We start from the raw sequence: 25,332 nt of genomic DNA on the forward strand, positions 1-25,332 counted from the left end.
CACAGTGCCGGAGGCGAACAAGACGAGCACAGTGCCGGAGGCGAACAGGACGAGCACAGCGGGTGGAAGGTGCCGAAGGCATGACCGGCCCCATCGGCATCGACGACCTCCCCATCCGGGATGAACTGCGCGGCAAGACCCCGTACGGCGCCCCGCAACTCGACGTGCCCGTCCAGCTGAACACCAACGAGAACCCGTACGAGCTGCCCGAGCCGCTCGTACGGCGCATCGCCGAGCGCGTCGCCGACGCGGCCCGCACCCTCAACCGCTACCCCGACCGGGACGCGGTCGAGCTGCGGACCGCACTGGCCGCCTACCTCACCCGTACGGGCAAGCACCCGGTCGTGCGGGAGAACGTATGGGCGGCCAACGGCTCCAACGAGGTCATCCAGCAGCTGCTCCAGACCTTCGGCGGGCCCGGCCGCACCGCGATCGGCTTCGAGCCCTCGTACTCGATGCACGGCCTGATCGCCCGCGCCACCGGAACCGGCTGGGTCTCCGGGCCGCGCCGCCCCGACTTCACGATCGACGTCGCGGCGGCCGAGCGGGCGATCGCCGAGCAGGCGCCGGACGTCGTCTTCATCACCTCGCCCAACAACCCCACGGGCACCGCGGTCGAGGCGGAGACCGTCCTCGCCCTCTACGAGGCCGCCCAGGCGGCCCGGCCCTCCCTGGTCGTCGTGGACGAGGCGTATGTGGAGTTCAGCCACCGGGACTCGCTGCTGCCCCTCATCGAGGGCCGGCCCACTCTCGTGATCTCCCGGACCATGTCCAAGGCCTTCGGCGCCGCCGGGCTGCGCCTCGGCTACCTGGCCGCCCACCCCGCCGTGGTCGACGCCGTCCAGCTGGTGCGCCTGCCGTACCACCTGTCGGCCGTCACCCAGGCGACGGCGCTGGCCGCCCTGGAACACACCGACACCCTGCTCGGTTATGTCGAGCAGCTCAAGGCCGAGCGGGACCGCCTCGTCACCGAGCTGCGGGCCATGGGCTGCGAGGTCACCGACTCCGACGCGAACTTCGTCCAGTTCGGGAAGTTCGCCGACTCCCACACCGCCTGGCAGGACCTCCTCGACCGGGGCGTCCTGGTCCGGGACAACGGCGTACCGGGCTGGCTGCGGGTCACCGCGGGCACCCCGGCCGAGAACGACGCGTTCCTGGAAGCGGTTCGCGCACTGAAGAAGGAGCAGCACGCATGAGCCGCATCGGACGGGTCGAACGGACCACGAAGGAGACCTCCGTCGTCGTCGAGATAAACCTCGACGGAACGGGCAAGGTCGACGTCTCGACAGGCGTGGGCTTCTACGATCACATGCTCGACCAGCTCGGCCGCCACGGCCTGTTCGACCTCACGGTCAAGACCGACGGCGACCTGCACATCGACACGCACCACACCATCGAGGACACCGCCCTCGCGCTCGGGGCCGCCTTCAGGCAGGCCCTCGGCGACAAGGTGGGCATCTACCGCTTCGGCAACTGCACCGTGCCGCTCGACGAGTCCCTCGCCCAGGTGACCGTCGACCTGTCCGGCCGCCCCTACCTCGTGCACACCGAGCCCGAGAACATGGCGCCGATGATCGGCTCGTACGACACGACGATGACGCGGCACATCTTCGAGTCCTTCGTCGCGCAGGCCCAGATCGCGCTGCACATCCACGTCCCGTACGGCCGCAACGCCCACCACATCGTGGAGTGCCAGTTCAAGGCCCTCGCCCGCGCCCTGCGCTACGCCGCGGAGTTCGACCCGCGCGCGGCCGGAATCCTGCCTTCCACGAAGGGCGCCCTCTAGCCGTGACCGGCCTGAACACCATCCTCATCGTCCTCGGCCTCTTCCTGGCCGGCGGCGTCTACTCCTTCCAGAAGCAGCAGATGCCCAAGTCGGTCGTCGTGCTGCTCGCCATCGGCTCCGCGATGTGCCTGCTCGCCGGAGTCCTGCGGATTCGAGGGATCTGGGAATGAGCGCAAACAAGACCGTCGTGGTCCTCGACTACGGCTTCGGCAACGTCCGCTCCGCCGAGCGCGCCCTCGCCCGCGTCGGCGCGGACGTCGAGATCACCCGTGACTACGACAAGGCCATGGACGCCGACGGACTCCTCGTCCCCGGCGTGGGTGCCTTCTCCGCCTGCATGCAGGGGCTCAAGGACGTCCGCGGCGACTGGATCATCGGCCGCCGGCTCTCCGGCGGCCGCCCGGTCATGGGCATCTGCGTCGGCATGCAGATCCTCTTCGAACGCGGCATCGAGCACGGCGTGGAGACCGGGGGGCTCGACGAGTGGCCCGGCACGGTCGGCCCCCTCAAGGCCCCGGTCGTCCCCCACATGGGCTGGAACACGGTCCAGGCTCCTGCCGACAGTCAGGCCTTCGCCGGTCTGGACGACGACGCCCGGTTCTACTTCGTGCACTCCTACGCGGCGCGCGAGTGGACCCTGGAGGTCACCAACCCGCTGATCCGTCCTCCCAAGGTCACCTGGGCCACGCACGGCGACCGCTTCGTCGCGGCGGTGGAGAACGGTGCCCTGTGGGCCACCCAGTTCCACCCCGAGAAGTCCGGCGACGCCGGCGCCCAGCTCCTCACCAACTGGATCGAGACCCTGTGATGACCGCACGCACACTTGAGCTCCTGCCCGCGGTCGACGTCCGCGACGGACAGGCCGTCCGCCTGGTGCACGGGGTGTCCGGCAGCGAGACCTCCTACGGCTCCCCGCTGGAGGCGGCCCTCGCCTGGCAGCGCTCCGGCGCCGAGTGGCTGCACCTGGTCGACCTGGACGCCGCCTTCGGCACCGGCGACAACCGCGCCCTGATCGCCGAGATCACCGGCGCCATGGACATCAAGGTGGAACTGTCCGGCGGCATCCGCGACGACGCCTCGCTCGCCGCGGCCCTCGCCACCGGCTGCACCCGCGTCAACCTGGGCACCGCCGCCCTGGAGACCCCCGAGTGGACCGCCAAGGCCATCGCCGAGTACGGCGACCGGATCGCGGTCGGCCTCGACGTACGCGGCACCACCCTCAAGGGCCGCGGCTGGACGAGCGAGGGCGGCGACCTGTACGAGACCCTCGCGCGTCTGGACTCCGAGGGCTGCGCCCGGTACGTCGTCACCGACATCGGCAAGGACGGCACGCTGACCGGCCCCAACCTGGAGCTGCTGCGGGGCGTCTGCGCAGCCACCGACCGGCCCGTCGTGGCCTCCGGCGGCATCTCCTCGCTGGACGACCTGCGCGCGCTGTCCGAGCTGGTGCCGCTGGGCGTCGAAGGCGCGATCGTCGGCAAGGCCCTGTACGCCAAGGCCTTCACCCTGGAAGAGGCGCTGGAGGCGGTCTCCGCATGAGCCCGTCCGACCCGGTACGCCGCATCTCCTCCGGCGGCCCCTACGAGGACGTCATCGGCTACTCCCGCGCCGTCCAGCTGCCGAACGGACTCGTCCTCGTCTCCGGCTGCACCGCCACCGACGGCGGCGGCCCGTACGAACAGGCCATCACGGCCTTCGGCGTCGCCTTCAAGGCGCTGGAGCAGGCCGGCCTGGGCCCCGAGCACGTGGTCCGCACCCGGATGTACCTCACGCACGCCCGGGACGTGGACGACGTCGGCCGCGCCCACAAGGAGCTGTTCGACGCGGTCCGCCCCGCCGCATCCATGATCATCGTTTCCGGCTTCGTCGACCCCGGCATGGTCGTCGAGGTCGAGGTCGAAGCCTTCCGCGCCGAACCGGGAGAGTCAGCATGACCCTGGCCGTACGGGTGATCCCCTGCCTCGACGTGGACAACGGCCGCGTCGTCAAGGGCGTCAACTTCCAGAACCTGCGCGACGCCGGCGACCCGGTGGAGATGGCCAAGCTGTACGACGCCGAAGGCGCCGACGAGCTGACCTTCCTCGACATCACGGCGTCCTCGGGCAACCGCGAGACCACCTACGACGTGGTGCGCAGGACCGCCGAGCAGGTCTTCATCCCGCTGACCGTGGGCGGCGGCGTCCGCACCGCGGACGACGTGGACAAGCTGCTGCGCGCGGGCGCGGACAAGGTCGGCGTGAACACCGCCGCCATCGCCCGCCCCGAGCTCATCCAGGAGATCGCGGAACGCTTCGGCCGCCAGGTCCTCGTCCTGTCCGTGGACGCGCGCCGCACGGACACCGGCTCCTTCGAGGTCACCACGCACGGCGGCCGCGTCGGTACCGGCATCGACGCCGTCGAATGGGCGCACCGGGCGGCCGAACTGGGCGCCGGGGAGATCCTGCTGAACTCGATGGACGCGGACGGCACGAAGGACGGCTACGACACCGAGATGATCGCGGCCGTGCGCAAGCACGTCACGGTCCCGGTGATCGCCTCGGGCGGCGCGGGCCGGCTCGCGCACTTCCCGCCGGCGGTCGCGGCGGGCGCCGACGCGGTGCTCGCGGCCTCGGTGTTCCACTTCGGCGACCTGCGGATCTCCGAGGTCAAGGCGGCCCTGCGCGAGGCCGGCCACCCGGTCCGCTAGGCCCTGTCGTCAAAGTCCCTCCTGGCCCGGGGCGTCTGGCACCGCACCTCCCTGCGTTGTCGGAGCGCCCGAGTACGTCCAGTACACGGGCGCCCCGCCGCCTTGCGATGCACGGCACCAGACGCCCCGGGCCTTACCGGAGCTACTTTGACGACAGGACCTAGCACCGCTGACCGTTGGAGGAGGGCGCCGCTGCGCGGAGCCTCTCCCCACCCCGCCGTTTCGCCGTTTCCCGGGCGGAGCCCCCGGGCCACGGCCGGCAGGTCAGATGCCCAGTTTCGCGGTGAACAGGCGGGTCACCGCTTCCTTGTCGCCGTCCATGGTCACCGCGGCAGTGTCCTGGCGGCCGAAGCAGAACAGCGTCAGCTCACCCGGCTCCCCGGTCACCGTCACCACCGGCGTGCCCTTGTGCGCCACCGCCGTCTGGCCGTTCGGCCGGCGCAGCACCAGGCCCACCGGCGCGCGGCGGCCCGTCAGGCGGGCCAGCTTCTCCAGCCGGGACCACAGCGCGTCCGAGAAGACCGGGTCCAGCTCGCGCGGCGACCAGTCCGGCTGGGCCCGCCGCACGTCCTCGGAGTGGACGTAGAACTCCACCGCGTTCGCCGCCTCGTCGATCTGCTTCAGCGCGTACACCGACATCCTCGGCGGGCCGGTCCGGATCAGCCGGATCAGTTCCTCGTACGGCTTGGCGGTGTACTCCTCCATCGCCTTGTCCAACCGCGTCTTCAGCACGTTGAGCAGCAGACCGCCCGCCGCGTCCGGGCGCCGCTCGCGGACGACCACGTGCGCCGCCAGTTCCCGCGTCAGCCAGCCGTCGCACAGCGTCGGCGCCTCCGGGCCGACCGCCTCCAACAGGTCCGCAAGCAGCAGGCGTTCACGCTTCGCATGGGTAGACATGCGAGCCACCCTACGGCCGGAAGACACCGTCCGCCTGCCCATCAGGCGGACAGGGACCCGTGGTCACCGCTCCCGCCCGGCACAATGGCCGCATGAGTACGTCCCCCCGCTCCGGCAACCTCGACCCCGCCATCGCCGCGCGCCTCAAGCGCTCCGCCGACGGCCTGGTACCGGCCATCGCCCAGCAGTACGACACCGGTGAGGTGCTCATGCTGGGCTGGATGGACGACGAGGCCCTGCACCGCACCCTGACCACCGGCCGCTGCACCTACTGGTCCCGCAGCCGCCAGGAGTACTGGGTCAAGGGGGACACTTCCGGTCACGTCCAGCACGTGAAGTCCGTCGCCCTCGACTGCGACGCCGACACCGTGCTCGTCAAGGTCGACCAGCTCGGGGCGGCCTGCCACACCGGCGCCCGGACCTGCTTCGACGCCGACGTCCTGCCCCTCGCCGCCGCGCCCGGCCAGCCCGCCGAATAGGTAAGGTCCCACGCCATGGATCTTGAGACGTTCCGCAAGCTCGCGGCCGACCGCCGCGTCATCCCCGTGAGCCGCAAGCTGCTGGCCGACGGGGACACCCCCGTCGGGCTCTACCGCAAGTTGGCCGCCGAACGCCCCGGCACGTTCCTGCTGGAATCCGCCGAGAACGGCCGCTCCTGGTCCCGCTACTCCTTCGTCGGCGTCCGCAGCGCCGCCACGCTGACCGCCCGGGACGGCCAGGCGCACTGGATCGGCACTCCGCCCGTCGGCGTACCCACCGCTGGCGACCCGCTCGAAGCCCTGCGCGCCACCGTCGAGGCCCTGCACACCCCCCGCGACCTGGCCGAGCTGCTGGGCGGGGCCCTGCCCCCCTTCACCGGCGGCATGGTCGGCTACCTCGGCTACGACATCGTGCGCCGCCTGGAGCGCATCGGCGAGCACGGCACCGACGACCTCCAGCTGCCCGAGCTGACGATGCTGCTCACCTCGGACCTGGCCGTCCTGGACCACTGGGACGGCACCGTCCAGCTGATCGCCAACGCCATAAACCACAACGACCTGGACTCCGGGGTCGACGAGGCGTACGCGGACGCCGTCGCGCGGCTCGACGCCATGGAGGCCGACCTCGCGCGGCCCGCCCCCTACAAGCCCGCCCCGCTGCCCGAATCCCTGCCGCCCGGCTTCGCCGACGGCACGGTGACCGCACTGTGGGGAGGCGAGCGCTACCAGGCCGCCGTCGAGGACATCAAGGAGCGCATCCGGGCCGGCGAGGCCTTCCAGGTGGTGCCCTCGCAGCGGTTCGAGACCCCCTGCCACGCCTCCGCGCTGGACGTCTACCGGGTGCTGCGGGCCACCAACCCCTCCCCGTACATGTACCTCTTCCGCTTCGAGAACGGCTTCGACGTGGTCGGGTCGAGCCCCGAGGCCCTGGTCAAGGTCGAGGACGGGCGGGCCATGGTCCACCCCATCGCCGGCACCCGGCACCGCGGCGCCACCCCGCAGGAGGACCACGACCTCGCCGAGGAGCTGCTCGCCGACCCCAAGGAGCGCGCCGAGCACCTGATGCTCGTCGACCTGGGCCGCAACGACCTCGGGCGGGTCTGCGAGCCCGGCTCCGTCGAGGTCGTCGACTTCATGAGCATCGAGCGGTACTCGCACGTCATGCACATCGTCTCCACGGTCACCGGGCGGGTCGCCGAGGGGAAGACCGCCTTCGACGTGCTCACCGCCTGCTTCCCGGCCGGCACCCTCTCGGGCGCGCCCAAGCCCCGCGCCATGCAGATCATCGAGGAGCTGGAGCCCTCCCGGCGCGGCCTGTACGGCGGCTGCGTCGGCTATCTCGACTTCGCCGGCGACTCCGACACGGCCATCGCCATCCGTACCGCGCTGCTGCGCGACGGCACGGCGTACGTGCAGGCCGGCGCCGGGGTCGTCGCCGACTCGGTGCCGCGGCTGGAGGACGAGGAGTGCCGCAACAAGGCGGCCGCGGTGCTGCGCGCGGTGTCGGCGGCCAACCGCCTCCACGGCTCGTGAGGGCGTAGGGGATAGTGGGGTACGTGAGTGCCGCGCCCCCGCCCCGTCCCGATGCCGCGTCCGAGAGCCACGAGAGCCCGGAGAGCCGCGGCGGCCGCCGCAGTGTGGCCGTCGCCCTCCTGCTCGGCGCGCTCGGAGCCACCGTCGTCCTGCTCGCCTCCGGCCGGACCTGGGCCCGGGGCACCGCCGCCGTCGCAGGCGGTTCGCTGCCGCTGACCGCGGACGGGCGGGCCGTCACCGGGCTCCCGGCCGCGCTGGCCATCGTGGGGCTCGCCGCGCTGGTCGCCGTCTTCGCCGTCCGCGGCAGGGGCCGGCTGCTGGTGTCGGGGCTGCTCGCGCTCAGCGGCCTGGGCGCGGCGCTGGGCGCCGTCCTCGCCGCCGACGACCGCCGGGCGCTGGACGCGGAGGCCGCCCGTACGACCGCGGACACCGCCGCCCAGGTGGCGGGGCTTACCCATACGGCGTGGCCGTACGTCACTGCCGCCGGCGGCGTCCTGATCATGGCCGCCGGAGTGCTGGCCCTGTGGTTCGGCCGCGGCTGGCCCGCGATGGGCGGCCGGTACGAGCGGGACGGCAGCTCCCGGACGCGTACGGTCGCGGCGGTGGATCCGGACCGGCCGGAGGATCTGTGGAAAGCTCTGGACCGCGGCGAGGATCCGACTCGCTGACCCGGCCGCCGACCGGCCTCCGACCCGGCCGCTGAACCGGCCCCCGACCCGGCCCCCGGACCCGGCCCCGACCCGGCCGCCGACCTGACCCCCCTGGACGGCGAGCCCGCCCGGTACGGGACAATGACCACCGAGCATTCACCCAGCACGTGCGACAGAGCAACGAGGAGCAACTCATGGCGGGCACAGACCACGGACACACCAAGGCCGCCTGGACCGGTGTGTTCATCGCCTTCATCGGTTTCTGCATCTCCGGCGCCTTCATGGTGCTGGCGAACCCGCTCGGTTTCTGGGCCGGTCTCGTCGTCGTCGCCCTGGGTGGTGTCGTCGGCATGGCGATGAAGGCTGCGGGCATGGGCGCGCCGAAGCCCGCGCACCGGGACCTGGCCGAGGTCATCGCCGCCGGCAAGACCAAGACCCCCGCCAAGGTCTGAGCGCGGTCCGCGCGTGCTGCGCGGTGTGCGCGCTCCGCGCGGTGTGTCAGCGCGGCCGAAAGGCGCGGCCCGGGTCGGGCTGCGCCTTTTGTCATGAGCGGAGACAATCACCGGGTGGACGCTTCCCGCACTCCTGATGCCGTGCCCCCGACGGCGCGAGACCAGCCCGAAGGGCCCAACGGGCCCGAGGCCTCCGAACGGCCCGACCGGACCCCGTGGCCGCGGCAGGCGGGCCCCATGGCGCCGACGCCGGCGCCACCGGGCCGGCCCTCCCGCGCCCGGCGGCTGGCCGCGCCGGCGCTCATCCTCGCCGGGGCCGCCTCGGCCTTCGCGTACGTGGGCGCCGTGGATCCCAACGAACCGGGCCACTACCCGGTCTGCCCGCTGCTGAGCCTGACCGGGATCCTGTGCCCGGGCTGCGGCGGCCTGCGCAGCGCGCACGCGTTCGCCCAGGGCGATCTGATCACAGCTATCGGGGCAAATGCCCTGGCGGTCGCCGGGTATTTCGTCTTCGCCGTCTTCATGGCCCTGTGGCTGGTACGGGCCTTCCGCGGCGGGCCGCCCCCGCGGTTCGCCCCGAAGCGGCCGTACTGGTGGGCCATCGGCGCCGTCGCCCTCGTTTTCGCGGTGATCCGGAATTTCTCCTTCGGTTCCGCGCTGGCGCCCTGAACTCCCCGTGAGGCGTTTTATGAAGCCCGTATTCCGGATGTCCAGTTACTGGGACGCCGTCAACCGCGTGCGGAGTGCAACGCCTCCTGCGGATACCATTTGATTGCTGACCTTGCAGTTGTACGTGTCTGCAAGGCGGCCGACCGTCATCGACCCGGAAGGGGGCCGCTCGCGTGAGTGTGCTCGACGAGATCATCGAAGGGGTCCGCGAAGACCTTGCCGAACGGCAGGCCCGCGTGAGCCTCGACGAGCTCAAGGAGCGTGCCGCCAAGGCGCCCCAGGCCAAAGACGGCGTCGCCGCCCTGCGCGGCGACAGCGTCAAGGTGATCTGCGAGGTCAAGCGCTCCAGCCCGTCCAAGGGCGCGCTGGCCGCGATCGCCGATCCGGCCGGGCTCGCCGCCGACTACGAGGCGGGCGGTGCGGCGGTCATCTCCGTCCTCACCGAGCAGCGCCGATTCGGCGGCTCGCTGGCCGACCTGGAGGCCGTCCGCGCCCGCGTGGACATCCCGATCCTGCGCAAGGACTTCATCGTCACGGCGTACCAGCTGTGGGAGGCCCGCGCCTACGGCGCCGACCTCGCGCTGCTGATCGTCGCGGCCCTGGAGCAGGAGGCCCTCGTCTCCCTCATCGAGCGGGCCGAGTCCATCGGTCTCACCCCGCTCGTCGAGGTCCACGACGAGGAAGAAGCCGAGCGCGCGGTCGCCGCCGGTGCCAAGATCATCGGCGTCAACGCCCGCAACCTCAAGGACCTCAAGGTCGACCGCTCCACCTTCGAGCGCGTCGTCCCCGAGATCCCGGCCCACATCGTCAAGGTTGCCGAATCCGGCATCCGCGGGCCGCACGACCTGATCGCCTACGCGAACGAGGGCGCCGACGCCGTCCTCGTCGGGGAGTCCCTGGTCACCGGACGCGACCCGAAGTCGGCCGTGGCCGACCTCGTCGCCGCCGGCGCCCACCCCGCCCTGCGCCACGGACGGAGCTGACCCGTCCCATGGCCCACGACCGCCCCTCCGTCCGCACGCAGACCCCGCCGCCGGCAGCTCGCCGCGGCCCGGTCGCCGTGCCGACGGCGCACGCGCCGCTGGCGCGCGGCTGCCGCCCCCGCGGCTGCCGCGCCCCGGCCCGGCGCGTGCACGGGCGGCGGGTCAGGTACGTGATCGGCTCCGAGCCCGGTCAGGTCAACGGCATGCGATGGCGTCGCGGAGACGCGCCGTAACGAAGAGGGCCACGCGGTGGATGCCGCGCGGTGCTCCCGTACGGTCCGCCGCCCGGGCCATGACGGCTCCGGGCGCGGGCCGCTCCGTACCGCAGGCACGACGCCCCCCAGCGGGGTGCGCGCGGCGCGGGCGGACGGCGCCATACGGTGAAAACCAACCCGCCGCATCTCGCACCCCGTAGGAGCACTGGACATGTCCAGCGAGTTCTTCGTACCGGACCCGGACGGTCAGGTCCCCACCGCCGAAGGTTATTTCGGCGCATTCGGCGGCAAATTCATCCCGGAGGCCCTCGTCGCCGCCGTGGACGAGGTCGCCGTCGAGTACGAGAAGGCCAAGAGCGACCCCGCCTTCACCGCTGAGCTCAATGAGCTCATGGTCAACTACACCGGCCGGCCCAGCGCCCTCACCGAGGTGCCCCGCTTCGCCGAGCACGCCGGGAACGCGCGGATCTTCCTCAAGCGCGAGGACCTCAACCACACCGGCTCACACAAGATCAACAACGTGCTGGGCCAGGCACTCCTCACCCGCCGCATGGGCAAGACCCGGGTCATCGCCGAGACCGGCGCCGGCCAGCACGGTGTCGCGACCGCCACCGCCTGCGCGCTCTTCGGCCTCGACTGCACCATCTACATGGGCGAGATCGACACTCAGCGCCAGGCCCTGAACGTGGCCCGGATGCGCATGCTGGGCGCCGAGGTCATCGCGGTGAAGTCCGGCTCGCGGACCCTCAAGGACGCCATCAACGAGGCGTTCCGCGACTGGGTCGCCCATGTGGACCGCACGCACTACCTCTTCGGTACGGTCGCCGGTCCGCACCCCTTCCCCGCCATGGTCCGCGACTTCCACCGCGTCATCGGCGTCGAGGCCCGCCGCCAGATCCTGGAACGCGCCGGCCGGCTCCCCCACGCCGTCGCCGCGTGCGTCGGCGGCGGTTCCAACGCCATCGGCCTCTTCCACGCCTTCATCCCGGACGCGGACGTCCGCCTGGTCGGCTTCGAGCCCGCCGGGCACGGCGTCGAATCCGGTGAGCACGCGGCCACGCTGACCGCGGGCGAGCCGGGGATCCTGCACGGCTCCCGGTCGTACGTCCTCCAGGACGAGGAAGGCCAGATCACCGAGCCGTACTCGATCTCGGCCGGCCTGGACTACCCGGGCATCGGCCCGGAGCACGCCTACCTCAAGGACTCCGGCCGCGGTGAATACCGCGCGATCACCGACGACGCCGCGATGCGGGCCCTGCGGCTGCTCTCCCGTACGGAGGGGATCATCCCGGCGATCGAGTCGGCGCACGCCCTCGCGGGCGCGCTCGACCTGGGCAAGGAGCTGGGCAAGGACGGGCTGATCGTGGTCAACCTGTCCGGCCGCGGCGACAAGGACATGGACACCGCCGCCCGCTACTTCGGGCTGTACGACACCGACGGGGAAGTCGCAGAGAACGAGTTCGCCGAGGGGGACGACAAGTGAGCGCCAACACCGCGACCGGGAACGTCGAGCTGCTGAGCGCGACCCTGGCCAAGGCCAAGTCCGAGAACCGCGCCGCGCTGGTCGCCTACCTCCCGGCGGGCTTCCCCACCGTGGACGGCGCCATCGAGGCGGCCAAGGCCGTCATCGCGGGCGGCGCGGACGTCGTCGAGATCGGGCTCCCGCACAGCGACCCGGTACTGGACGGCCCGGTCATCCAGACGGCCGACGACATCGCCCTGCGCGGCGGCGTCCGCATCGCCGACGTGATCCGTACGGTCCGCGAGGTACACGAGGCGACCGGGGCCCCGATCCTGGTGATGACGTACTGGAACCCCATCGACCGCTACGGCGTCGAGCGGTTCACCGCCGAGCTGGCGCAGGCGGGCGGCGCGGGCTGCATCCTGCCCGACCTGCCGGTCCAGGAGTCCGCGCTGTGGCGCGAGCACGCCGGCAAGCACGGTCTGGCGACCGTCTTCGTCGTGGCCCCCAGCAGCAAGGACGAGCGCCTGGCCACCATCACGGCGGTCGGATCCGGCTTCGTCTACGCCGCCTCCCTCATGGGAGTCACCGGCACCCGCCAGTCGGTCGGCGGCCAGGCCCAGGACCTGGTGCGACGCACCCGCGCCACCACCGACCTGCCGGTCTGCGTGGGCCTCGGCGTCTCCAACGCCGGCCAGGCCAAGGAAGTGGCGGGATTCGCCGACGGGGTGATCGTCGGATCGGCCTTCGTGAAGCTGCTCCTGGACGCGCCCGACCTGCCGGCCGGGCTGGCGGCCGTACGGGCGCTTGCGGGCGAACTTGCGGAAGGCGTACGCAGGAGCTGACCCGGAGCGGCTCCACGCCGGGTTCTGTAGCCCGATCGAGTGGAAGTGGGAGCGGGGAGGCACGCGAGTGCCTCCCCGCTTCGTTGGCCGGACGTGAGCGAGAAGAACGACGGTGCGAACCGCGATGCGACGAAACGATCGGCCCGGGAGCGACTGCTCGCGGAGCGCGAGCGGCAGAAGGCCCGGGACAAGCGGCGGCGGACCCTCATCGTGTCGGCGGCGGTGGTCGGCGTACTCGGCCTGGCGGCCGTCGTCGGCCTGATCGCGGCGAACACCGGCAAGAACGACGGCTCCGCCAAGGGCGGTCCGGTGGTGGCCCCCTCCGGAGCCGCCGGCAAGGACGCCCTCGCGATCCGGACGGGCAGGGACGACGCCAAGTCCACGCTGACCGTGTGGGAGGACTTCCGCTGCCCGGCCTGCAAGGCCTTCGAGGACAACTACCGGGCCACCCTCCACGAGCTGGTGGACAAGGGGCTGCTCAAGGTGGAGTACCACCTGGTCACCCTCATCGACGGGAACATGGGCGGCTCCGGTTCGCTGAAGAGCGCCAACGCGGCGGCCTGCGCGCAGGACGCCGGCAAGTTCCCGGCCTACCACGACCTCCTCTTCCAGCATCAGCCGGAGGAGGTGGACGACGCCTACGGCAAGAACGCCAGGCTGCTGGAGCTGGCGGGCCAGGTGGACGGGCTGGTCACCCCCGCCTTCCGTTCGTGCGTCGAGGAAGGCACGCACAACAGCTGGGTGGGCAAGGTGAACGAGGCGTTCCGCGCCGGGAAGTTCCGGGGCACGCCGACCGTGCTGCTGAACGGCAAGGACATCTTCTCCGACCAGGCCAATCCGCTGACCCCGCAGAGGCTGAAGGAGCAGGTGGAGGCCGCGGCCAAGGGCCCGGGCGGCGGTAGCACGGCCGGAGCCCCGAAGGGGACGGCGCCCAAGGCGTCCGCGTCAGCGTCGGCGTCGGGGGCGGCATCCGCCCCGGACGCCCGCCCGGCCTCCGGCTCCGGCCCGGCCTCGCCGTCGGGAAGCCCGAAGGCGTCTTCGTCGTCCGGGTCCAGGGCTGTTTCGAAGGGGACCTCGCAGGACTGAGGTGCCACGCCCGGATCATGTGTGGATTTGGTTTCGGCTTGCCGGGCGGTTGCGGTCAGCACCGCCCGGCAGGGTAGCGTCAGCTCTGCCATGGACATTGCTTACATCCCCAGCCCCTCGACCGGCGTGATCCATCTCGGACCGATCCCGCTGCGCGGCTACGCGTTCTGCATCATCATCGGCGTCTTCGTCGCTGTCTGGCTCGGCAACAAGCGCTGGGTCGCGCGCGGCGGGAAGCCGGGCACGGTCGCGGACATCGCCGTGTGGGCCGTGCCCTTCGGCCTGGTCGGCGGTCGCCTCTACCACGTGATCACCGACTACCAGCTCTACTTCGGCGAGGGCCGCAACTGGGTCGATGCCTTCAAGATCTGGGAGGGCGGCCTGGGCATCTGGGGCGCGATCGCGCTGGGCGCGGTGGGTGCGTGGATCGGCTGCCGGCGGCGCGGCATCCCGCTGCCGGCCTGGGCGGACGCCCTGGCGCCGGGCATCGCGCTGGCCCAGGCCTGCGGACGGTGGGGCAACTGGTTCAACCAGGAGCTCTACGGCCGGGCCACCGACCTTCCCTGGGCGGTGAAGATCAGCGAGGGCCCGAACCGGGTCGAGGGCACCTACCACCCGACCTTCCTGTACGAGTCCCTGTGGTGCGTCGGCGTCGCCGCCCTGGTGATCTGGGCCGACCGCCGCTTCGAGCTCGGCCACGGACGGGTGTTCGCCCTCTACGCCGCCGCGTACTGCGTCGGCCGCGGCTGGATCGAGTACATGCGGGTCGACGAGGCGCACCACATCCTGGGGCTGCGGCTGAACGTCTGGACCTCGATCGTCGTCTTCGTCCTGGCCGTCGTCTACCTGGTGCTGTCGGCGAAGCTGCGGCCCGGTCGCGAAGGGATCGTCGAACCGGACCGCGCCGAGGCGGGAACCGCGGCCGGAGCTGCGGCCGGGCCGAAGCCGGACGCCCTCGCGAAGTCCGAGCAGGCGGTTTCCGCCAAGGCCGAGCCGGCGGCTCTCGCGGACGCCAAGCCCGAGGACGGCGCCGTCAAGGCCGACCTGCGCAAGGCGGAGCCCGCCGGGGACGCGCCCGCGCAGGCCGACAAGAGCTGACCGCAACGGTCCGAAGGGGGGCGCCGCACCACGCGGCGCCCCCCTTCGCGTCTGCGCGGCTAAGCCGGGCTCTCGGCTCCTTGGCCCGTGCCGGGCTGGGGTTCAGCCTGGGCGGTCGGAGCCGGTTCCCCCTCGGGTCCGGTCGCCGCGAGCGCGTCCGTTTCGGCGCGGGTCGGCATCGAGTCCTGGGCGCCCGGTCGCTGCACGGAGAGGGCTGCCGCGGCCGAGGCCCATGCCAGGGCCCCCGGCATGGGACGTCCCTCCCCGAGGGCCACCGCGAGGGCGCCGACGAAGGTGTCCCCGGCCGCGGTGGTGTCCACGGCCCGGACCCGGGGCGCGGGCACGGTCAGCGGCTCTTGCCCGCGGGCCGCGTACAGGGCCCCGGCCGCTCCCAGCGTGACGACCACTTCGGGCACGTCCCGCAGTAGAGCCTCGGCGGCCCGGTACGGGTCGCTGAGCCCGGTCAGGGCGGCCGCCTCGTGCTCGTTGGGGACCAGGAGGTCGGTGGCGGCGAGCAGCTCCGCGGGCAGCGGCCGGGCGGGGGCCGGAGTGAGCACCGTACGGACTCCGTGCGCGCGGGCGGCCCGGGCCCCGGCCAGTACGGCCGACATGGGCAGCTCCAGCTGGAGGAGGAGGGAGCCGGCGGCCGCGATCAGCGCCTCGTCGCCCGCCGCCAGGCCGGTGACCTGGGCGTTGGCACCGGGGATGACGATGATGCTGTTGCCGCCCTCGTCGTCCACGGTGATGTGCGCGGTGCCGCTGGCGCCCTCGACGGTACGCAGGGCCGTCGTCTCGACCCCGGCCGCGGTGAGCGCGGAGCGCAGCCGTACGCCGAACTCGTCGGAGCCGACCGCGCCGATCATCACCACCTCGCCGCCGCACCGCGCGGCGGCCACGGCCTGGTTGGCGCCCTTGCCGCCGGGCACAGTGCGAAACGCGCGGCCGGTGACGGTCTCCCCGCGCCGGGGGGCCCGCGGGACGTAGGCGACGAGGTCCATGTTCGTACTGCCGAGCACGGCGATGGCCGTCATGAGCGTGCTGCCTCCTGTGCGGTGAGGTGGCCGAGCGTATCGAAACCGATGCCGTCGCAGCCGCGTACGGCAGGCACCCGGTCGTGGCGCCCGCAGCGCTCACAGGCGGTTTGTCGCTCGTCGCGAAAGACCCCGCAGACGCCGCCGTCACCCGGTCGCCGACCCGTAAAACCGCAGGTAAGTACGGCCTTCCTTGCTGGCGGGCGGCCTAAATCGTGCGTAGTTTCGAGGTGTTGAGGGGAACGGGACACCTCGTGGCGTCCGTTCACGCAAAAGGGGAGATACGCCGCATGTCCATCATCGATACCGAAGCACCGCTGCACACCGCCCACCGCGACAACCACACCCACCGCGACGTCAACGGTGGATGGCTGCGGCCGGCCGTCTTCGGTGCCATGGACGGGCTCGTCTCCAATCTCGCCCTGATGACCGGCGTGGCGGGCGGGGCCGTCGCCCCGCACATCGTCGCGATCACCGGCCTGGCGGGCCTGGCGGCCGGCGCCTTCTCGATGGCGGCCGGCGAGTACACCTCCGTCGCCTCGCAGCGCGAGCTGGTCCTCGCCGAACTTGATGTAGAACGCCAGCAGTTGCGCAAGCATCCCGTCGACGAGATGGAGGAGCTCGCCGAGCTGTACGTCTCGCGCGGCGTGGAGCCGGCCCTGGCCCGCGAGGTCGCCATGCAGCTGTCCCGCGACCCGGAGCAGGCGCTGGAGATCCACGCGCGCGAGGAGCTCGGGATCGACCCCGACGATCTGCCGTCGCCGCTGGTCGCGGCGGTCTCCTCCTTCGGTTCCTTCGCGCTGGGCGCGCTGCTGCCCGTACTGCCGTACCTGTTCGGGGCCGTCTCCCTGTGGCCGGCGGTCCTGCTCGCGCTGGCCGGGCTCTTCGCCTGCGGGGCGGTCGTCGCCCGGGTCACCGCCCGGTCCTGGTGGTACAGCGGGCTGCGCCAGCTGCTCCTGGGTGGCGCGGCTGCGGGTGTGACGTACATCCTGGGAACCTGGATCGGCGGAGCCATAGGCTGACCGGGCAGGGAGTGAGACACTATGCGGAGTGCAACATAAGTAGTGCGTTACCCGGCGGTTTCGATTCCGTGTCCGCCGGGCATCACACCAGGACCCTCGGCTGTCGGCCGGCGGTGCCTCGCGGGCAATGACGCCCGCCTGCTCGTGCTCGGGACCTTCGCCCTGCGATTCGTACGCGAACGTCTGCGAAAGTTCCCTCTTTTCAACCGTTTCCACCCCCTTCTCCGCCCCGTACAGTCCGCATGCTGGAATGACGTATCCGCTTCTCGGGATTGTCGTCATCATGTAACCTGCACGAAATTTCGCAGAGGGCCAACGTCGTCCCTCGGCTATGCACATATGCCACGACGACGACGGGAGAGCCGATGCGTTCCGCATCCACGCACTCCGCGACCGGCCTCAGCACCACCGCCTGGTCGCCCATGGACGGTCGCCCCGCCCAGCAGGGCATGTACGACCCTCGCAACGAGCACGACGCCTGCGGCGTCGGCTTTGTGGCCAACCTCAGCGGCGAGGCCAGCCACACGCTGGTCGAGCAGGCGCTGACCGTATTGCGGAACCTCGAACACCGTGGGGCCACCGGCTCCGAGCCGGACTCCGGCGACGGCGCCGGAATCCTCTGCCAGGTGCCGGACGCGTTCCTGCGCGAAGTGGCCGGTTTCGATCTCCCCGAGGCCGGCGCGTACGCCGTCGGCATCGCCTTCCTCCCCGCCGACGGCTCCGCACAGGCCGTCGCGCGGATCGAGGCGATCGCCGCCGAGGAGAACCTGACGGTCCTCGGCTGGCGCGAGGTCCCGGTCACCCCCGACCTGCTCGGCAACGGCGCCCGCGCCACCATGCCGGCCTTCTCGCAGCTCTTCGTGTCGGGGGCCGGCGCCAGCGGCATCGAGCTCGACCGCAAGGCCTTCGTGCTGCGCAAGCGCGCCGAGCGGGAGGCCGGGGTGTACTTCCCCTCGCTCTCCGCCCGCACGATCGTCTACAAGGGCATGCTGACCACCGGCCAGCTGGAGCCCTTCTTCCCCGACCTCTCCGACCGCCGCTTCGCCTCGGCGCTGGCCCTGGTCCACTCGCGGTTCTCCACGAACACCTTCCCGTCCTGGCCGCTCGCCCACCCGTACCGCTTCGTCGCGCACAACGGCGAGATCAACACGGTCAAGGGCAACCGCAACTGGATGAAGGCCCGCGAGTCCCAGCTGGCCACCGAGGCCTTCGGCGAGGGCCCGCTGGAGCGGATCTTCCCGATCTGCACCCCGGACGCCTCTGACTCCGCCTCCTTCGACGAGGTGCTGGAGCTGCTGCACCTCGGCGGCCGGTCGCTCCCGCACAGCGTGCTGATGATGATCCCGGAGGCGTGGGAGAACCACACCTCCATGGACCCGGCCCGCCGCGCGTTCTACAAGTACCACTCCACGCAGATGGAGCCCTGGGACGGCCCCGCCTGCGTCACCTTCACCGACGGCACCCAGGTCGGCGCGGTCCTCGACCGCAACGGACTGCGTCCCGGCCGCTACTGGGTCACCGACGACGGCCTCGTCGTGCTCGGCTCCGAGGTCGGCGTCCTCGACATCGACCCGGCCAAGGTCGTCCGCAAGGGCCGCCTGCAGCCCGGCAAGATGTTCCTCGTCGACACCGCCCAGAAGCGGATCATCGAGGACGAGGAGATCAAGGCCGAGCTGGCCGGCGCGGCGCCGTACGCCGAGTGGCTGGAGACCGGCGAGATCGAGCTGGAGGACCTCCCCGAGCGCGAGCACATCGTCCACACCCACGCCTCGGTCACCCGCCGCCAGCAGACCTTCGGCTACACCGAGGAAGAGCTGCGCGTCATCCTCGCGCCGATGGCCCGTACCGGCGGCGAGCCGCTCGGCTCCATGGGTACGGACTCCCCGATCGCGGCCCTCTCCGAGCGCCCCCGGCTGCTCTTCGACTACTTCACGCAGCTCTTCGCGCAGGTCACCAACCCGCCGCTGGACGCCATCCGCGAGGAGCTCGTCACCTCGCTGCTGTCCTCGCTCGGCCCGCAGGGCAACCTGCTGGACCCGAACGCCGCCTCCTGCCGCAGCGTGACCCTGCCCTTCCCGGTGATCGACAACGACGAGCTCGCCAAGCTCGTACACGTCAACGCCGACGGCGACATGCCCGGCATGAAGGCCGCCACCCTGTCGGGCCTCTACCGGGTCTCCGGTGGCGGCGAGGCACTGGCCGCCCGCATCGAGGAGATCCGCGCCGAGGCCGACGCGGCCATCGCGAACGGCGCCCGCCTGATCGTCCTGTCGGACCGCCACTCGGACGCCGAGCACGCGCCGATCCCCTCGCTGCTCCTCACCTCCGCCGTCCATCACCACCTCATCGCCACCAAGCAGCGCACCCAGGTGGGCCTGCTGGTCGAGGCCGGTGACGTCCGCGAGGTCCACCACGTCGCACTGCTCATCGGCTACGGCGCCGCCGCGGTCAACCCGTACCTCGCCATGGAGTCCGTCGAGGACCTCCTGCGCGCCGGTACCTTCCTCTCCGGCCTGGAGCCGGAGCAGGCCATCAAGAACCTGATCTACGCGCTCGGCAAGGGCGTTCTGAAGGTCATGTCCAAGATGGGCATCTCCACCGTCGCCTCCTACCGCGGCGCCCAGGTCTTCGAGGCCGTCGGGCTCAACGACGACTTCGTGAACACCTACTTCAACGGCACCGCCACCAAGATCGGCGGCGCCGGTCTGGACGTCATCGCCACCGAGGTGGCCGCCCGCCACGCCAAGGCGTACCCGGCCTCCGGCATCGCGGCCACGCACCGCGCGCTGGAGATCGGCGGCGAGTACCAGTGGCGCCGCGAGGGCGAGCCGCACCTGTTCGACCCCGAGACGGTCTTCCGCCTCCAGCACGCCACCCGCAACCGCCGGTACGACATCTTCAAGCAGTACACGGACCGGGTGAACGAGCAGTCCGAGCGCCTGATGACGCTGCGCGGGCTCTTCGGCTTCAAGTCCGAGGACCGCCCCTCCATTTCCATCGACGAGGTGGAGCCGGTCGCCGAGATCGTCAAGCGCTTCTCCACCGGCGCCATGTCGTACGGCTCCATCTCCAAGGAGTCACACGAGACCCTCGCCATCGCCATGAACCAGCTGGGCGGCAAGTCCAACACCGGTGAGGGCGGCGAGGACCCGGACCGCCTGTACGACCCGGCGCGCCGCTCCTCCATCAAGCAGGTCGCCTCCGGCCGCTTCGGCGTCACGAGCGAGTACCTCGTCAACGCCGACGACATCCAGATCAAGATGGCGCAGGGTGCCAAGCCCGGCGAGGGCGGCCAGCTGCCCGGCCACAAGGTCTACCCGTGGGTCGCCAAGACCCGGCACTCCACCCCGGGCGTCGGCCTGATCTCCCCGCCGCCGCACCACGACATCTACTCCATCGAGGACCTGGCTCAGCTGATCCACGACCTCAAGAACGCCAACCCGGCCGCACGCATCCACGTGAAGCTGGTCTCCGAGGTCGGTGTCGGCACCGTCGCCGCGGGTGTCTCCAAGGCCCACGCGGACGTCGTCCTCATCTCCGGCCACGACGGCGGTACGGGCGCCTCCCCGCTCACCTCGCTCAAGCACGCGGGCGGCCCCTGGGAGCTCGGCCTGGCCGAAACCCAGCAGACCCTGCTGCTCAACGGCCTGCGCGACCGGATCGTCGTCCAGACGGACGGACAGCTCAAGACCGGCCGCGACGTGGTCATCGCCGCGCTGCTCGGCGCCGAGGAGTTCGGTTTCGCGACCGCGCCCCTCGTCGTCTCCGGCTGCGTCATGATGCGCGTCTGCCACCTCGACACCTGCCCCGTCGGCATCGCCACGCAGAACCCGGTCCTGCGGGAGCGCTTCTCGGGCAAGCCGGAATTCGTGGTGAACTTCTTCGAGTTCATCGCGCAGGAGGTGCGCGAGCTCCTCGCCGAGCTGGGCTTCCGTACCCTCGAAGAGGCCGTCGGCCACGCCGAGCTGCTCGACACGACGAAGGCCGTCACGCACTGGAAGGCGCAGGGACTCGACCTGGAGCCCCTCTTCTACGTGCCCGAGCTGCCCGAGGGCGCGGTCCGCCACGCCCTGATCGCGCAGGACCACGGTCTGGAGAAGGCACTCGACAACGAGCTGATCGAGCTCGCCGCCGACGCGCTGAACGCGGCCACCGCCGAGGAGGCCCGGCCGGTCCGCGCCCAGGTCGCGATCCGCAACATCAACCGGACCGTCGGCACCATGCTCGGTCACGAGGTCACCAAGAAGTTCGGCGGCGCGGGCCTGCCCGACGACACGATCGACCTGACCTTCACCGGTTCGGCCGGCCAGTCCTTCGGCGCCTTCATTCCGCGCGGCATCACCCTGCGGCTGGAGGGCGACGCCAACGACTACGTCGGCAAGGGCCTGTCCGGCGGCCGGATCGTGGTCCGCCCGGACCGCGGCGCCGACCACCTCGCCGAGTACTCGACCATCGCCGGCAACACCATCGGCTACGGCGCCACCGGTGGCGAGATGTTCCTGCGCGGCCGCACCGGCGAGCGCTTCTGCGTCCGCAACTCGGGCGCACTGGTCGTCTCGGAGGGCGTGGGCGACCACGGCTGCGAGTACATGACCGGCGGCCAGGCGGTCGTCCTGGGCGAGACCGGCCGCAACTTCGCGGCCGGCATGTCGGGCGGCGTCGCGTACGTCATCGACCTCGCCCCGGAGAACGTCAACGTCGGCAACGCGGGTGCGGTCGAAGCCCTGTCCGACGCCGACAAGCAGTGGCTGCACGATGTGGTGCGCCGCCACGAGGAGGAGACCGGCTCGACCGTGGCCGCGAAGCTCCTGGCTGACTGGTCCGTCGCCGCGGACCGCTTCAGCAAGATCATCCCGACCACGTACAAGGCAGTGCTCGCCGCCAAGGACGCCGCTGAGCTGGCCGGACTCTCGGAATCCGAGACGACCGAGAAGATGATGGAGGCGGCGACCCATGGCTGACCCGAAGGGCTTCCTCACCACCCCGCGCGAGACCGCCTGCACCCGTCCCGTCGAAGAGCGGCTGAAGGACTGGAACGAGGTCTACGTCCCGGGCTCGCTGCTCCCGATCATCAGCAAGCAGGCCGGCCGCTGCATGGACTGCGGCATCCCCTTCTGCCACAACGGGTGCCCGCTCGGCAATCTCATCCCGGAGTGGAACGACTTCGCCTACCGCGAGGACTGGACGGCCGCTTCCGAGCGCCTGCACGCCACGAACAACTTCCCGGAGTTCACGGGCCGCCTGTGCCCCGCTCCGTGTGAGTCCGCGTGCGTGCTGGGCATCAACCAGCCGGCCGTCACGATCAAGAACGTCGAAGTCTCGATCATCGACAAGGCGTGGGACAACGGCGATGTCACCCCGCAGCCGCCCGAGCGCCTGTCCGGCAAGACCGTCGCCGTCATCGGCTCGGGCCCGGCCGGCCTGGCCGCCGCCCAGCAGCTGACGCGGGCCGGTCACACGGTCGCCGTGTTTGAGCGCGCCGACCGCGTCGGCGGCCTCCTGCGCTACGGCATCCCCGAGTTCAAGATGGAGAAGGTGCACATCAACCGCCGCATCGAGCAGATGCGCGCGGAGGGCACCAAGTTCCGCACGGGCGTGGAGATCGGCCGCGACCTGGACGCGGCGCAGCTGCGCAAGCGGTACGACGCGGTCGTCATCGCCGCCGGTGCCACGGTCTCCCGCGACCTGCCCGTGCCCGGCCGCGAGCTGGGCGGGATCCACTTCGCGATGGAGTACCTTCCGCTCGCGAACAAGGTCCAGGAGGGCGACTTCCTCACGCCGCCCATCACGGCCGAGGGCAAGCACGTGGTCGTCATCGGCGGCGGCGACACCGGCGCGGACTGCGTGGGCACCGCCCACCGCCAGGGCGCGGCCTCCGTCACCCAGCTGGAGATCATGCCCAAGCCGTCCGAGGACCGGATCGCCTCGCAGCCGTGGCCGACCTTCCCCATGCTGTACAAGGTGACCTCGGCGCACGAGGAGGGCGGTGAGCGGGTCTACTCGGTCTCCACCACCCACTTCGAAGGCGACGAGGACGGCAACGTCAAGGCCCTGCACCTGGTCGAGGTCGAGTTCGTCGACGGCAAGCTCGTCCAGAAGCCCGGCACCGAGCGCGTCCTCCCGGCGCAGCTGGTCACCCTGGCGATGGGCTTCACCGGCACGGACCAGGAGAACGGCCTGGTCCAGCAGTTCGGGCTGGCGCTGGACGCCCGGGGCAACATCGAGCGCGACGCCTCCTACGCGACCAACGTGGACGGCGTCTTCGTCGCCGGTGACGCGGGCCGCGGTCAGTCCCTGATCGTCTGGGCCATCGCGGAGGGCCGTTCGGCCGCCCGTGGTGTGGACCGCTTCCTGACGGGTACGAGCGCCCTGCCGTACCCGGTCAAGCCGACGGACCGCTCCCTGACCGTCTGATCCCGGCGCCGGGCCCGCACCACCCTGCCGGTGCGGGGCCCGCACCCCGGCAGGACCCCTCCCCCTGGAGGACCCCTCATACGGTCCGTACAACGGTGTACGGAACTCCGACACAGCGCCCGCCACGTCTCCGACCAGGGATGGCGGGCGCTGTGGCGTGCGGAGCCGCTGCCCCGGGTCTCTCAGCCCTCCGGCTGCTCGCGCGGCGGCTCGTCGTCATTGCCCCGGCGGACGGTGCGCAGGCCGCGCGCCGGGGTCCACGACCGGATCACCAGTTCCTCCCCGTCCACGCCGATGTGGACCACCTCCGTCAGATCGGCGTGGAAGAGGTGGAAGGCGTGCGGGCTCTCCGTCTCCTCCGCGTACCGGTGCAGCTCGGGCGGGTCCACGACCTCCACCGCGTGCCCGGAGATCCGTACGTCCCCGTCGGGCATCGTCTCGCCCGCACCCGGGTTGGTGTGCAGGGCGAAACGCGGGTCGCGCTGGAGGTCCTTCGCCTTCATCGAGCCCGGCATCATGCCGAGCCACAGCTCGCCGCCGCGGATGTCCACATTGAGCCCGGTCACCCTGGGTGAGCCGTCCTTGCGGACGGTGGCCAGGACGTGGTGCGGATACTGCGCGAAGCGGCCCCGGACGGCCTCCGCGAACTCCGGCTCCGCCTTCTCGAACGCGGCCCAGTTGTTGGTAGTCATACCCCCATCAAACCGCCCGCCGGGCGCCCGCGCCGCCCGATTCCGCAGACCCCGCTCCCGATATCCCGTGGCCCGCCCCCCGCCCGAGCCGTAGGGTCGTCGCCATGTCCACAACCACCCTCTGGCGGCCGACGGGACCCGCCGAGCTCGACCTCGTCCGCGCCCTCGACTGGCGCGCCTGGCCGCCGCGCCTGCCGGAGCAGCCGATCTTCTATCCGGTCCTGAACGAGGACTATGCGATCCGCATCGCCCGCGACTGGAATGTCAAGCACGACGGTGCGGGCTACGTGACGCGCTTCGAGGCAGACTCCGACTTCCTCGCGCGCTACCCGGTCCAGCAGGCGGGCGGTGAGACGATCCTGGAACTGTGGGTCCCGGCGGAGGACCTCGACGAGTTCAACGCGCACATCGTGGGCCGCATCAAGGTGGTGCGAGAGTTCCGCTGAGCCCGTCCGCCGCAGGCCGCGGCCCGAATACGGCTGCCGGCACCGAACGGCCGAACGGGCGGGGGAGAGGGAAAGGGACGACCGGATGACCACACGCGCACGGTCCTTCGACGGCGCCGCGCCGCTGTACCAGGCCCACCGGCCAGGCTATCCGCCGGCGTTGTTCGACGCCGTGGAGGAACTCGCCGGACGGGCGCTCCACGGGGCGCGGGTAGCCGACGTAGGGGCGGGGACCGGCATCGCCAGCGCGCTGCTGCGCGCCCGCGGGGCCGAGGTCCTCGCCGTGGGACCCGGCGACGGAATGGCCGCCGAGTTCCGGCGGGCGAACCCCGGGATCCCGCTGGTGCGGGGCGACGGGAACCGACTGCCGCTCGCCGGCGGGGCGTTCGATCTGCTGACGTACGCCCAGGCCTGGCACTGGACGGACCCGGCCCGCTCCGTCCCCGAGGCCCGCCGCGTGCTGCGCCCCGGCGGTGCGCTCGCCCTGTGGTGGAACGACCTGGACACCGCCGTCCCCTGGATCGCCGAACAGGACGCCCGCATCCGGGACTCCCTGGCCGCGATCGGGCTGCCCCCGCGTGAATCCCTGGCCGGGCTGGACGTCACCGGGCGGCGAGTCCCCTGGTCACGCCGGGTCCCGCTGGACCACCACCTCGCCAACCATGCCAGCCACTCCGCGTTCCTGCTGCTCGGTGAGGCCGGCACCCGGCGCTTCCTCGACGCCGAACGGGCGCGGCTGCTCGCGCTCTTTCCCGACGGGATGGTCGAAGAGTGCTACGTCGTCACCCTCAGCGTCGCCGTCCTGGTCTGACGTGCCTGGTCTGACGAGCCCGGTCTGACGAGCCCGGTTTGACGAGCCCGGTCTGACGAGGGGCTGGAGCTCCCG

General features: G+C 71.7%; 25 protein-coding genes and 1 pseudogene. 23 read left to right on the forward strand and 3 right to left on the reverse strand.

All coding sequences use genetic code 11. The features are described from left to right. Positions 1-80: 80 nt before the first annotated feature. Genes ACWDX7_RS08100 through hisF form a run of 7 tightly spaced genes read left to right on the forward strand, consistent with a single transcriptional unit; the run spans position 81 to position 4,472 of the window. Complete coding sequence (locus tag ACWDX7_RS08100; RefSeq protein ID WP_451492639.1) at positions 81-1,196, forward strand: histidinol-phosphate transaminase; 1,116 nt, start codon at positions 81-83, stop codon at positions 1,194-1,196. After that, positions 1,193-1,786 carry an imidazoleglycerol-phosphate dehydratase HisB gene (gene hisB, locus ACWDX7_RS08105; protein WP_008738630.1) on the forward strand — a complete coding sequence of 198 codons (594 nt, stop codon included), beginning with the start codon at positions 1,193-1,195 and terminating at the stop codon, positions 1,784-1,786. Before ACWDX7_RS08100 ends, hisB begins: the two co-directional genes overlap by 4 nt. Before the next feature lie 2 nt (positions 1,787-1,788). Continuing rightward, complete coding sequence (locus ACWDX7_RS08110; RefSeq protein WP_355410386.1) at positions 1,789-1,956, forward strand: hypothetical protein; 168 nt, start codon at positions 1,789-1,791, stop codon at positions 1,954-1,956. Next, positions 1,953-2,594, forward strand: coding sequence for an imidazole glycerol phosphate synthase subunit HisH (gene hisH, locus ACWDX7_RS08115; protein WP_451492638.1), 642 nt, complete (start codon positions 1,953-1,955; stop codon positions 2,592-2,594). Before ACWDX7_RS08110 ends, hisH begins: the two co-directional genes overlap by 4 nt. After that, positions 2,594-3,325: a bifunctional 1-(5-phosphoribosyl)-5-((5-phosphoribosylamino)methylideneamino)imidazole-4-carboxamide isomerase/phosphoribosylanthranilate isomerase PriA gene (gene priA / locus ACWDX7_RS08120; protein ID WP_451492637.1), complete on the forward strand. Its 732-nt coding sequence runs from the start codon at positions 2,594-2,596 to the stop codon at positions 3,323-3,325. The genes hisH and priA overlap by 1 nt, the downstream gene beginning before the upstream one ends. Beyond that, on the forward strand, positions 3,322-3,720 hold the full coding sequence (locus tag ACWDX7_RS08125) for a RidA family protein (protein WP_451492636.1): 399 nt from the start codon (positions 3,322-3,324) through the stop codon (positions 3,718-3,720). The genes priA and ACWDX7_RS08125 overlap by 4 nt, the downstream gene beginning before the upstream one ends. Next, on the forward strand, positions 3,717-4,472 hold the full coding sequence (gene hisF / locus ACWDX7_RS08130; RefSeq protein WP_451492635.1) for an imidazole glycerol phosphate synthase subunit HisF: 756 nt from the start codon (positions 3,717-3,719) through the stop codon (positions 4,470-4,472). Before ACWDX7_RS08125 ends, hisF begins: the two co-directional genes overlap by 4 nt. Positions 4,473-4,736: 264 nt before the next feature. On the opposite strand, the gene ACWDX7_RS08135 is transcribed toward hisF, so the two are convergent. Then, positions 4,737-5,369: a TIGR03085 family metal-binding protein gene (locus ACWDX7_RS08135; protein WP_451492634.1), complete on the reverse strand. Its 633-nt coding sequence runs from the start codon at positions 5,367-5,369 to the stop codon at positions 4,737-4,739. 92 nt (positions 5,370-5,461) lie between these two features. Here ACWDX7_RS08135 and hisI point away from each other — a divergent pair, with 92 nt between their 5' ends. The 11 genes and pseudogenes from hisI to lgt all read left to right on the forward strand — a co-directional run bounded on the left by hisI (position 5,462) and on the right by lgt (position 14,841). Then, positions 5,462-5,848 carry a phosphoribosyl-AMP cyclohydrolase gene (gene hisI, locus ACWDX7_RS08140; protein WP_451492633.1) on the forward strand — a complete coding sequence of 129 codons (387 nt, stop codon included), beginning with the start codon at positions 5,462-5,464 and terminating at the stop codon, positions 5,846-5,848. Positions 5,849-5,863: 15 nt separating this feature from the next. After that, the gene (locus ACWDX7_RS08145; RefSeq protein ID WP_451492632.1) at positions 5,864-7,381 is read left to right on the forward strand and encodes an anthranilate synthase component I; all 1,518 of its coding nucleotides are present in this window, start codon (positions 5,864-5,866) and stop codon (positions 7,379-7,381) included. Positions 7,382-7,395: 14 nt separating this feature from the next. Then, positions 7,396-8,049 (forward strand): TIGR02234 family membrane protein, encoded by a 654-nt coding sequence (locus ACWDX7_RS08150; protein WP_451492631.1) that lies wholly within the window; start codon positions 7,396-7,398, stop codon positions 8,047-8,049. A gap of 176 nt (positions 8,050-8,225) precedes the next feature. Beyond that, complete coding sequence (locus tag ACWDX7_RS08155) at positions 8,226-8,483, forward strand: HGxxPAAW family protein (RefSeq protein ID WP_451492630.1); 258 nt, start codon at positions 8,226-8,228, stop codon at positions 8,481-8,483. A gap of 237 nt (positions 8,484-8,720) precedes the next feature. Further along, positions 8,721-9,152: a DUF2752 domain-containing protein gene (locus ACWDX7_RS08160; protein WP_451492629.1), complete on the forward strand. Its 432-nt coding sequence runs from the start codon at positions 8,721-8,723 to the stop codon at positions 9,150-9,152. A 173-nt stretch (positions 9,153-9,325) separates the two neighbouring features. Further along, a complete protein-coding gene (trpC, locus tag ACWDX7_RS08165; protein WP_451492628.1) occupies positions 9,326-10,135 on the forward strand; it encodes an indole-3-glycerol phosphate synthase TrpC in 810 nt (269 codons plus the stop codon). A gap of 8 nt (positions 10,136-10,143) precedes the next feature. Further along, positions 10,144-10,368, forward strand: coding sequence for a tryptophan biosynthesis modulator TrpM (trpM, locus tag ACWDX7_RS08170; protein ID WP_451492627.1), 225 nt, complete (start codon positions 10,144-10,146; stop codon positions 10,366-10,368). A gap of 193 nt (positions 10,369-10,561) precedes the next feature. Further along, positions 10,562-11,833, forward strand: a complete 1,272-nt coding sequence (trpB, locus tag ACWDX7_RS08175) for a tryptophan synthase subunit beta (protein ID WP_451492626.1) — start codon at positions 10,562-10,564, stop codon at positions 11,831-11,833. Next, on the forward strand, positions 11,830-12,657 hold the full coding sequence (gene trpA, locus ACWDX7_RS08180; protein WP_451492625.1) for a tryptophan synthase subunit alpha: 828 nt from the start codon (positions 11,830-11,832) through the stop codon (positions 12,655-12,657). The genes trpB and trpA overlap by 4 nt, the downstream gene beginning before the upstream one ends. A gap of 93 nt (positions 12,658-12,750) precedes the next feature. Beyond that, positions 12,751-13,545, forward strand: a pseudogene (locus ACWDX7_RS08185) (DsbA family protein); the annotation flags it as partial. 288 nt (positions 13,546-13,833) lie between these two features. After that, complete coding sequence (gene lgt / locus ACWDX7_RS08190; RefSeq protein ID WP_451492624.1) at positions 13,834-14,841, forward strand: prolipoprotein diacylglyceryl transferase; 1,008 nt, start codon at positions 13,834-13,836, stop codon at positions 14,839-14,841. A 59-nt stretch (positions 14,842-14,900) separates the two neighbouring features. On the opposite strand, the gene rbsK is transcribed toward lgt, so the two are convergent. Next, positions 14,901-15,872 (reverse strand): ribokinase, encoded by a 972-nt coding sequence (rbsK, locus tag ACWDX7_RS08195; RefSeq protein ID WP_451492623.1) that lies wholly within the window; start codon positions 15,870-15,872, stop codon positions 14,901-14,903. 290 nt (positions 15,873-16,162) lie between these two features. Between rbsK and ACWDX7_RS08200 the strand changes: the two genes are divergently transcribed. The 3 genes from ACWDX7_RS08200 to ACWDX7_RS08210 all read left to right on the forward strand — a co-directional run bounded on the left by ACWDX7_RS08200 (position 16,163) and on the right by ACWDX7_RS08210 (position 23,308). Further along, positions 16,163-16,894 carry a VIT1/CCC1 transporter family protein gene (locus ACWDX7_RS08200; RefSeq protein ID WP_451492622.1) on the forward strand — a complete coding sequence of 244 codons (732 nt, stop codon included), beginning with the start codon at positions 16,163-16,165 and terminating at the stop codon, positions 16,892-16,894. 422 nt (positions 16,895-17,316) lie between these two features. Then, positions 17,317-21,855, forward strand: a complete 4,539-nt coding sequence (gene gltB / locus ACWDX7_RS08205; protein ID WP_451492655.1) for a glutamate synthase large subunit — start codon at positions 17,317-17,319, stop codon at positions 21,853-21,855. Further along, a complete protein-coding gene (locus ACWDX7_RS08210) occupies positions 21,848-23,308 on the forward strand; it encodes a glutamate synthase subunit beta (RefSeq protein WP_451492621.1) in 1,461 nt (486 codons plus the stop codon). The genes gltB and ACWDX7_RS08210 overlap by 8 nt, the downstream gene beginning before the upstream one ends. A gap of 182 nt (positions 23,309-23,490) precedes the next feature. On the opposite strand, the gene ACWDX7_RS08215 is transcribed toward ACWDX7_RS08210, so the two are convergent. Further along, positions 23,491-24,000 (reverse strand): pyridoxamine 5'-phosphate oxidase family protein, encoded by a 510-nt coding sequence (locus ACWDX7_RS08215; RefSeq protein WP_451492620.1) that lies wholly within the window; start codon positions 23,998-24,000, stop codon positions 23,491-23,493. Positions 24,001-24,104: 104 nt separating this feature from the next. Here ACWDX7_RS08215 and ACWDX7_RS08220 point away from each other — a divergent pair, with 104 nt between their 5' ends. Beyond that, the gene (locus tag ACWDX7_RS08220) at positions 24,105-24,446 is read left to right on the forward strand and encodes a hypothetical protein (RefSeq protein ID WP_451492619.1); all 342 of its coding nucleotides are present in this window, start codon (positions 24,105-24,107) and stop codon (positions 24,444-24,446) included. Positions 24,447-24,531: 85 nt separating this feature from the next. Beyond that, positions 24,532-25,257: a class I SAM-dependent methyltransferase gene (locus ACWDX7_RS08225; RefSeq protein ID WP_451492618.1), complete on the forward strand. Its 726-nt coding sequence runs from the start codon at positions 24,532-24,534 to the stop codon at positions 25,255-25,257. Positions 25,258-25,332 lie beyond the last annotated feature (75 nt).

The sequence above is a fragment of the Streptomyces sp. NPDC003034 genome (genome assembly GCF_053591375.1).

Excerpts from the sequence above, each read along its gene's own strand:
- priA (WP_451492637.1), top strand. The coding sequence starts at position 2,594 with ATGACCGCACGCACACTTGAGCTCCTGCCCGCGGTCGACGTCCGCGAC.
- rbsK (WP_451492623.1), bottom strand. The coding sequence starts at position 15,872 with ATGACGGCCATCGCCGTGCTCGGCAGTACGAACATGGACCTCGTCGCC.
- ACWDX7_RS08210 (WP_451492621.1), top strand. The coding sequence starts at position 21,848 with ATGGCTGACCCGAAGGGCTTCCTCACCACCCCGCGCGAGACCGCCTGC.
- hisH (WP_451492638.1), top strand. The coding sequence starts at position 1,953 with ATGAGCGCAAACAAGACCGTCGTGGTCCTCGACTACGGCTTCGGCAAC.
- ACWDX7_RS08220 (WP_451492619.1), top strand. The coding sequence starts at position 24,105 with ATGTCCACAACCACCCTCTGGCGGCCGACGGGACCCGCCGAGCTCGAC.
- ACWDX7_RS08155 (WP_451492630.1), top strand. The coding sequence starts at position 8,226 with ATGGCGGGCACAGACCACGGACACACCAAGGCCGCCTGGACCGGTGTG.
- hisI (WP_451492633.1), top strand. The coding sequence starts at position 5,462 with ATGAGTACGTCCCCCCGCTCCGGCAACCTCGACCCCGCCATCGCCGCG.
- lgt (WP_451492624.1), top strand. The coding sequence starts at position 13,834 with ATGGACATTGCTTACATCCCCAGCCCCTCGACCGGCGTGATCCATCTC.
- ACWDX7_RS08215 (WP_451492620.1), bottom strand. The coding sequence starts at position 24,000 with ATGACTACCAACAACTGGGCCGCGTTCGAGAAGGCGGAGCCGGAGTTC.
- trpM (WP_451492627.1), top strand. The coding sequence starts at position 10,144 with ATGGCCCACGACCGCCCCTCCGTCCGCACGCAGACCCCGCCGCCGGCA.
- ACWDX7_RS08225 (WP_451492618.1), top strand. The coding sequence starts at position 24,532 with ATGACCACACGCGCACGGTCCTTCGACGGCGCCGCGCCGCTGTACCAG.
- ACWDX7_RS08100 (WP_451492639.1), top strand. The coding sequence starts at position 81 with ATGACCGGCCCCATCGGCATCGACGACCTCCCCATCCGGGATGAACTG.
- ACWDX7_RS08145 (WP_451492632.1), top strand. The coding sequence starts at position 5,864 with ATGGATCTTGAGACGTTCCGCAAGCTCGCGGCCGACCGCCGCGTCATC.
- ACWDX7_RS08135 (WP_451492634.1), bottom strand. The coding sequence starts at position 5,369 with ATGTCTACCCATGCGAAGCGTGAACGCCTGCTGCTTGCGGACCTGTTG.
- gltB (WP_451492655.1), top strand. The coding sequence starts at position 17,317 with ATGGACGGTCGCCCCGCCCAGCAGGGCATGTACGACCCTCGCAACGAG.
- ACWDX7_RS08160 (WP_451492629.1), top strand. The coding sequence starts at position 8,721 with ATGGCGCCGACGCCGGCGCCACCGGGCCGGCCCTCCCGCGCCCGGCGG.
- hisB (WP_008738630.1), top strand. The coding sequence starts at position 1,193 with ATGAGCCGCATCGGACGGGTCGAACGGACCACGAAGGAGACCTCCGTC.
- ACWDX7_RS08200 (WP_451492622.1), top strand. The coding sequence starts at position 16,163 with ATGTCCATCATCGATACCGAAGCACCGCTGCACACCGCCCACCGCGAC.
- trpB (WP_451492626.1), top strand. The coding sequence starts at position 10,562 with ATGTCCAGCGAGTTCTTCGTACCGGACCCGGACGGTCAGGTCCCCACC.
- hisF (WP_451492635.1), top strand. The coding sequence starts at position 3,717 with ATGACCCTGGCCGTACGGGTGATCCCCTGCCTCGACGTGGACAACGGC.
- ACWDX7_RS08125 (WP_451492636.1), top strand. The coding sequence starts at position 3,322 with ATGAGCCCGTCCGACCCGGTACGCCGCATCTCCTCCGGCGGCCCCTAC.